This window comes from Noviherbaspirillum sp. Root189, assembly GCF_001428545.1.
GTDB lineage: Bacteria > Pseudomonadota > Gammaproteobacteria > Burkholderiales > Burkholderiaceae_D > Noviherbaspirillum.
Map to the genome: position 1 here is coordinate 91,836 of NZ_LMHZ01000015.1, position 6,527 is coordinate 98,362.

Consider the following 6,527-nt stretch of genomic DNA (forward strand, 5'->3'; position numbering starts at 1 on the left):
NGTCTTGATCTGCAAGGCATTGGTGCCCAACCGCGATATCAGCAATCGTCGCATCTTCGGTCTCGCCCGAACGGTGCGAAATCACCGCGGTGTAACCGGCGCGCTTGGCCATTTCAATCGCCGCAAACGTCTCCGTCAGTGTGCCGATCTGGTTGATCTTGATCAGGATCGAGTTGGCAATATTCTTCTGGATGCCTTCACGCAGGATTTTGGTGTTGGTCACGAACAGGTCGTCGCCCACCAGCTGCACCTTCTTGCCCAGTGCATTGGTCAGCGTGGCCCAGCCTTCCCAGTCGTTTTCCGCCATGCCGTCTTCGATCGAGATGATCGGATACTTGTCGCACCAGGTCGCCAGCAGGTTGGTGAAGTCGGCCGATGACAGCGACAGGCCTTCGCCGTCGAGCTGGTACTTGCCATCCTTGTAAAACTCCGATGCCGCGCAATCCAGGCCCAGTGCGATCTGGGTGCCCGGCTCGTAGCCGGCCTGCTCGATCGCCTGCAAAATCAGCTTGATCGCGGCTTCGTGGTTCTCCACGGAAGGTGCAAAACCGCCTTCGTCACCAACCGCGGTGGTCAGCTTCTTGTCGTGCAGGATTTTCTTGAGGGTATGGAAGACTTCYGCGCCATAGCGGATCGCTTCACGAAAGCTCGGKGCGCCAACCGGAATGATCATGAACTCCTGCAAGTCCAGGTTGTTGTCGGCATGGGCGCCGCCGTTGATCACATTCATCATCGGCACCGGCATCTGCATCGCAGCCGAACCGCCGAAGTAGCGGTACAGCGGCAGGCCGGAYTCTTCGGCGGCGGCCTTGGCAACCGCCATGGAAACAGCCAGGGTGGCATTGGCGCCCAGGCGTGCCTTGTTGTCGGTGCCGTCGAGGTCGATCAGGGTGCGGTCGAGGAAGGCCTGCTCATTGGCGTCGAGGCCCATGATGGCTTCGGAAATCTCGGTATTGATGTTTTCGCAKGCCTTGAGCACGCCCTTGCCGAGATAGCGGCTCTTGTCGCCGTCGCGCAGTTCGATGGCTTCGCGCGAACCGGTGGACGCGCCCGATGGCACRGCGGCACGACCCATGACGCCCGATTCCAGCAGGACGTCGCATTCGACGGTAGGATTGCCGCGCGAATCGATTACTTCGCGGCCGATGATGTCAACGATGGCACTCATTCCCATGACGCCCGATTCCAGCAGGACGTCGCATTCGACGGTAGGATTGCCGCGCGAATCGATTACTTCGCGGCCGATGATGTCAACGATGGCACTCATGATCTTTACTCCGTATAGGAAGAGAGGGGAAGCACAATGCGGCGCCATCCTTTTACCAAACTTAGCGCGCAAACGGCGAATGCACTATAAATGGCTGTGGGGAATTCATCTAATCGCAAATCATGATTGCGAACATTAGCGTTCGTTATGCGTTCCATCGGCCGTCGTATTAAAACAGGCGACGGCGGAGCGGAACATGTAGGTCGCCGTAGAGGTGTCAGCGTAATTTACGACGTCGAGAGCGGGCCAGGGAAGCTCATCACGTTCTGTATGTCCCGTCATCAAGTTTCTTGATTGGTGTTTCATAACTTGTCGTCCTATATTTTTGGAACAAAGATAAATAGGAGGAGTTATGAACGCCAGTTTTCGGAAGATATGTGCAGTTGCAGTAATCGCGTTGACGAGCGCCGCAGCAAATGCGGCATCGGTAACGGTATTGACATCCTTTCCAAAGGAACTCACCGACGTCTACAAGAAAGCATTTGAGAAAATGTACCCGGACACGAACGTCGAGTTCATCAATAAAAACACGCAAGCGGCAGTCAAGCTCGTAAACGATGCACAGCTCGGCCACCGCCCGGATGTGTTCTGGGCATCGGCGCCAGACGCATTTGAGCTGATGGCGCGAAACCGTCTTTTTGAGAAAGCGCCTGAAACCAGGAATCCGGCAGTGCCCCCCAAGATCGGGCGCTATCCGATGGACGATCCGGATGGATTCTATTACGGGCAAGCGTTGTCCGGTTACGGGATCATGTGGAATAAGCGGTACTTCCAATCCAACAACCTGCCGGTGCCTTCGCAGTGGGAGGACTTGGCCCAGCCGACCTATTTTGGTCACGTCGCGATGAGTTCTCCGTCACGTTCGGGAACGACTCACCTTACTGTAGAGACGATCTTGCAAGGCGAAGGCTGGAACTACGGCTGGTCGCAGCTTCTTAGAATAGCGGGGAATTGCGCGGTGATCACGGAACGCTCTTTCGATGTTCCGGATGGCGTCAACAAAGGCAAATTCGGCGCGGGATTAGTCATTGATTTTTTTGGACTCTCCGGTAAATACAGCGGCTTCCCCGTCGATTTTGTGTATCCATCGACTACAGCGGTCGTGCCCGCCAGCATCGCAGTGATCGCCGGCGCAAAGAACCCGACTGACGGGAAAAAATTTGTGGCGTTTGCGTTATCGAGAAAAGGCCAGGAACTGCTTCTTGAGCCAAAGATATCCAGAATCCCGGTACTCCCCTATGGAGACTTGCTGGATAGTGTGCCTGGTACCTATCCCAATATTTTCGGCGTTGCCAGACGAGTCAAAGTCACCTTCAACACCAATTTGGCCGAGTCACGGAGACTCTGGGTGTCGACCTTGTTTGATAAAACCATTACCAGCCTGCTGCCTGAGCTTCAGGCGACGACAAAAAGCATTCATGACGCCGAAAAGAGACTCGCGGAATCTCCAAACGAACGTGCATTGGCGCTGCTAACGCGTGCGCGCGAAATTGCCTATGCTCCCGTAAGCTTGGATCCGACCTCGGCTCAAGCTAAAGAGAATTCATCGCAAGCTAGTGGCCAGGACAATAAATTGACAGAAGAAACTGCGCAGTTGTGGCATGCCAAAGCAAGAAAGAATTATAAAACGGCGATGGAACTGACTTATCAGGCGATGTTACTTATAACGATGAAAGGCTCTTAGTATCAATCCTTTTAAGGTGGTTAGGAGTTCAATGTGTCGAGTGACGAATGAAAATTTTTTCCAACGTTTCATTCGTTTGATGTCGATGTCGATGTCGCCAAAAGTGATAACGAACGGTTCCCTCCCCCTGTAAGGGGGAGGGCTAGGGAGGGGGTGGTAGGCTCGACGTATCGAATTTATATCTCGAGCGCACTACCCCTTGCGCGGGCCGCCCCATCCCAACCTTCCCCCTGCAAGGGGGAAGGGGCCGTCCGAAGTTGTTTAAGAGCCAGCAGATAGACACTTGGAAGGAAGCTTTTTCCGAGCTAGAACCTGCACCTTTAAAGCGTTGGTTCTTAGTATTAACGCAATTGATGCTCCGCACCATCATATTTTATTTTGCAGCCATAAAAATTTATGATTGGATATAAAGTGCCAGAAGCTTATATTAAGCCTGCAAGCTAAAACAGAACAAACAGACGAGGGAGGCGACATGAAATCAACCTATAAATACGCGTTAGCGGTGTCTTTGCTGATGTCAACCGCTTCGGTACAAGCGGCATCGATCACGATCATCACGTCGTTTCCGAAGGAGATCACGGATACCTACAAGAAGGCGTTCGAGCAGAAGCACCCGGACATCAAGGTCGAGGTGCTCAACAAGAATTCCAATGCGTCGCTGGCCTTCATCAAGGAAGCCTCGCCNCTACAAGAAGGCGTTCGAGCAGAAGCACCCGGACATCAAGGTCGAGGTGCTCAACAAGAATTCCAATGCGTCGCTGGCCTTCATCAAGGAAGCCTCGCCCGGCCAGCGGCCCGACATCTTCTGGGCCTCGGCCCCGGATGCGTTCGAAGTGCTGTCGCGCGAGAAGCTGCTGACCAAGCCGGCCGATGTCAAGAATCCGGCCGCCCCCGACAAGATCGGCAACTACCCGATGAACGATCCGGACGGCCTGTATTACGGCCAGGCGCTGTCGGGCTACGGGCTGATGTGGAACACCCGCTACCTGAAGGCCAACAAGCTGCCGGCGCCGGCCGAATGGAGCGACCTGACCAAGGGCATTTATTTCGGCCACGTCGCCGTCAGCGCGCCATCGCGTTCCGGCACCACTCACCTGACGGTCGAAGCGATCCTGCAAGGCGAAGGCTGGGACAAGGGCTGGACCCAGCTGATGGAAATTGCCGGCAACTGCAAGGCCATTACCGAGCGCTCGTTCGGCGTGCCCGACGGCGTCAACAGCGGCCAGTTCGGCATTGGCCTGGTGATCGACTTCTTCGGGCTGGCCGGCAAGTACAGCGGCTTCCCGGTCGAGTTCGCCTATCCGACCGTGACCTCGGTAGTGCCGGCCAGCATCGGCCTGGTCAACGGCGCCAAGAACGCGGCCGACGCCAACAAGTTCATCGCCTATACGCTGTCCAACGAAGGCCAGGCCTTGCTGCTCGACCCCAAGATCTCGCGCATGCCGATCGTGTCCTACGACAAGCTGCAGGGCAAGGTGCCGGCCGGCTACCCAAACATCTTCGAAGTCGCCAGGAAATCGAAGGTGCAGTTCGATTCGGACGTGGCGCAGAAACGCTACCACGTGGTGACCGCGCTGTTCGACCAGACCATCACCTTCCGCCACAAGGAGCTGCAGGCGGTGACCAAGGCGATCCACGAGGCCGAGCAAAAGCTGGCGGCCAAGCCCAATGCGCAAGCTGCCGAGCTGGTCAGGCAGGCGCGCGAACTGGCATTCAAGCCGGTGGTCGACGAGGCGCTGCTCAAGAAGCCGGCGTTCCTTGACCTGTTCTCCAAGGGCGTGTCGAAGAAAGCGATGGGCGATTTCGCCGACAAGCAGATGGCCACGCTGGAAGACCAGTGGAATTCCAAGGCCAAGGCCAACTACGCCCAGGCGCTCGAACTGGCTGAACAGGCGTCCGCAGCCAGCAAATAAGCGGCGGGACCAGCGGTGCGGCGCAACCTGCCGCACCGGTCCGATACCACCATTTCCTTTAGCTATTCCTGCCGTACCCACGGAGGGAAGGACTCTTCATGAAACTTCGATTTCCCCTGGCGCCGACCCTGATTGCGCTATTCATTGCTGCGGCACTGCTGGTGTTCCTGGTGCTGCCGGTCGGGACCGTGGTGCTGTCGGCATTCGGCCCGGACGGCCATTTCACGCTGCATCACTTCGTGTCGTTCTTTGAACAATCGCTGCTGCGCGAATCGTTTGCCAACAGTATCGTCGTGTCGCTGCTGTCGGTGCTGTTTGCCTCGCTCATTGCGGTGCCGCTGGCCTACTTCACGGTGCGCTTCCAGTTCCGCGGCGCCATCCTGATCCAGACCTTGGGCGTGCTGCCGCTGATCATGCCGCCCTTCGTCGGCGCGGTGGCGCTGCAACTGATCTTCGGCGACAACGGCAGCGTCAACCTGCTGCTCAGCGACTGGTTCGGCTTCAAGATCCCGGTCATGGAAGGACTGACCGCAGTGGTGTTCGTCGAAAGCATCCACTACTTTCCGTTCATCCTGATGAACCTGACCGTGTCGCTCAGAAACATCGATGGCGCGATGGAAGAAAGTGCGCTCAACCTGGGGGCGCGCGGTTTCCGGCTGTTTCGCCGCGTGATCTTCCCGCTGGCCATGCCGGGCTTCATCGCCGGCGCCGCGCTGGTGTTCGTCAAGGTGTTCGACGACCTGGGCACGCCGCTGGTGCTGGGCACCACCAACATGCTGGCGCCGCAGGCATACCTGCGCATCACCTCGGTCGGCCTGGACGATCCGCTCGGGTATGTGATCTCGTTCATCATGATCGGCTTCTCGATCGTCGCGCTGTGGCTGTCGGCGCGGGTGCTCAAGGGCAAGGATTACTCGACCACCCAGAAGGGCGGCGGTGCGATCCAGCGCCGCACCCTCACGCCGATGCAGGCGGTGATGGCGTATGGCTGGATCGGCCTGGTGCTGCTGGTGGTGCTGTCGCCGCAYCTGGGCATCCTGCTGCTGTCGCTGGCCAGCGTCTGGAGCTTCTCGGTGGTGCCCGACGCCTACACGCTGCAGCATTACAGCGCCGTCGTCTCCGGTGCCGGCGGCATGGTGGGCAATACGCTGCTGTACTGCGGTCTGGCCGCGCTGATCGACGTGGTGCTCGGTACCGCSATTGCGTACCTGATYYTGCGCACCAAACTGCCGGGCCGSCAGTGGCTCGACTATACCGCCAGYGCSGCGATGGCGATTCCGGGGGTGGTGCTGGCGATTGGCTACCTGCGCCTGTTCAAGGATGTGACGATCCCGTTCACCGACACGCTGTTCACGCAGACCTGGGTGCTGATCATGATTGCGTATGCGGTGCGGCGGCTGCCGTATGCRTTGCGSTCRTGCATGGCGGCGCTGCAGCAGGTCAACATCAGCCTGGAGGAAGCGGCGGAAAGCCTGGGGGCGAGCAAGGCCAGCACGATCCGGCGGATTGTGGTGCCGCTGATGGCCGGCGGCATCCTGGCCGGGTTTGTGACGAGCTTCATCACGGCGGCGGTGGAATTGTCGGCGACGATCCTGCTGACGACGTCGGAATCGCAGGCGCCGATGAGTTACGGGATTTACCTGTACATGCAAAGCGTGGCGGG

At 57.9% G+C, this 6,527-nt stretch carries 3 protein-coding genes and 1 pseudogene; 3 read left to right on the forward strand and 1 reads right to left on the reverse strand.

All coding sequences use genetic code 11. The features are described 5' to 3' along the window. Nucleotide 1 precedes the first annotated feature (1 nt). A pseudogene (gene eno, locus ASE07_RS11655) lies at nt 2–1,168 on the reverse strand (phosphopyruvate hydratase); the annotation flags it as partial. A gap of 451 nt (nt 1,169–1,619) precedes the next feature. Between eno and ASE07_RS11660 the strand changes: the two are divergent. The 3 genes from ASE07_RS11660 to ASE07_RS11670 form a co-directional block, all read left to right on the forward strand. Further along, nucleotides 1,620–2,951 carry an ABC transporter substrate-binding protein gene (locus tag ASE07_RS11660; protein WP_057290993.1) on the forward strand — a complete coding sequence of 444 codons (1,332 nt, stop codon included), beginning with the start codon at nt 1,620–1,622 and terminating at the stop codon, nt 2,949–2,951. Between the two features lie 731 nt (nt 2,952–3,682). Then, complete coding sequence (locus ASE07_RS11665) at nt 3,683–4,864, forward strand: ABC transporter substrate-binding protein (RefSeq protein ID WP_442946066.1); 1,182 nt, start codon at nt 3,683–3,685, stop codon at nt 4,862–4,864. Nucleotides 4,865–4,962: 98 nt separating this feature from the next. Continuing rightward, a partial coding sequence (locus ASE07_RS11670; RefSeq protein WP_057290994.1) for an ABC transporter permease occupies nt 4,963–6,527 on the forward strand: 1,565 nt, incomplete at its 3' end.

Excerpts from the sequence above, each read along its gene's own strand:
- ASE07_RS11660 (WP_057290993.1), top strand. The coding sequence starts at position 1,620 with ATGAACGCCAGTTTTCGGAAGATATGTGCAGTTGCAGTAATCGCGTTG.